Origin of the sequence: Kitasatospora sp. NPDC056531, from assembly GCF_042794375.1 — a bacterium.
Lineage (GTDB): Bacteria > Actinomycetota > Actinomycetes > Streptomycetales > Streptomycetaceae > Kitasatospora.
In genome coordinates, this window is sequence record NZ_JBHTTU010000377.1 from 897 (window position 1) to 1281 (window position 385).

The 385-nt window shown below is 74.5% G+C and carries 1 protein-coding gene; it reads right to left on the reverse strand.

Annotated elements, in window-relative coordinates; all coding sequences use genetic code 11:
* The coding region (locus tag ACFQ87_RS46585) for a GMC oxidoreductase (protein ID WP_380617110.1) at positions 1 to 385 on the reverse strand (385 nt) is incomplete at both ends.

A 385-nucleotide genomic window follows, 5' to 3' on the forward strand; every position in this document is an offset into this window, starting at 1 on the left:
GCTCCCAGCAACGCTGCCAGTGGTCGACCACGGAGCTGCCGGGCGAGTCGCCCATGAGATGGGTGCCCCCGGCGTGGCCCGCGCCGCGGTAGCCGTGGACGACGCCGCGGTGTTCGAGCCGGCCCGGCCAGTGGGCACCCGGGTAGGCGGTGTGGTCCTCGGCGCCCAACAGGGCGAAGAGCTGGTCGGAGACGGCCCGGGCGGAGGCCATGCCCTCGCGGACGTAGTCGGAGAGGTCGTAGCGGATCGCCGGGACGGGCAGGCCGAGCGGATCGCGCCGGTCCGGGTCGAGGGTGACCCGGTTGGCCGGGTCGGCGGGCTGTTCCAGCTCGAACTGGAGCGAGAACTGCCGTCCCAGCCGGTCGCCGAGGCGCTCGCGCAGTTC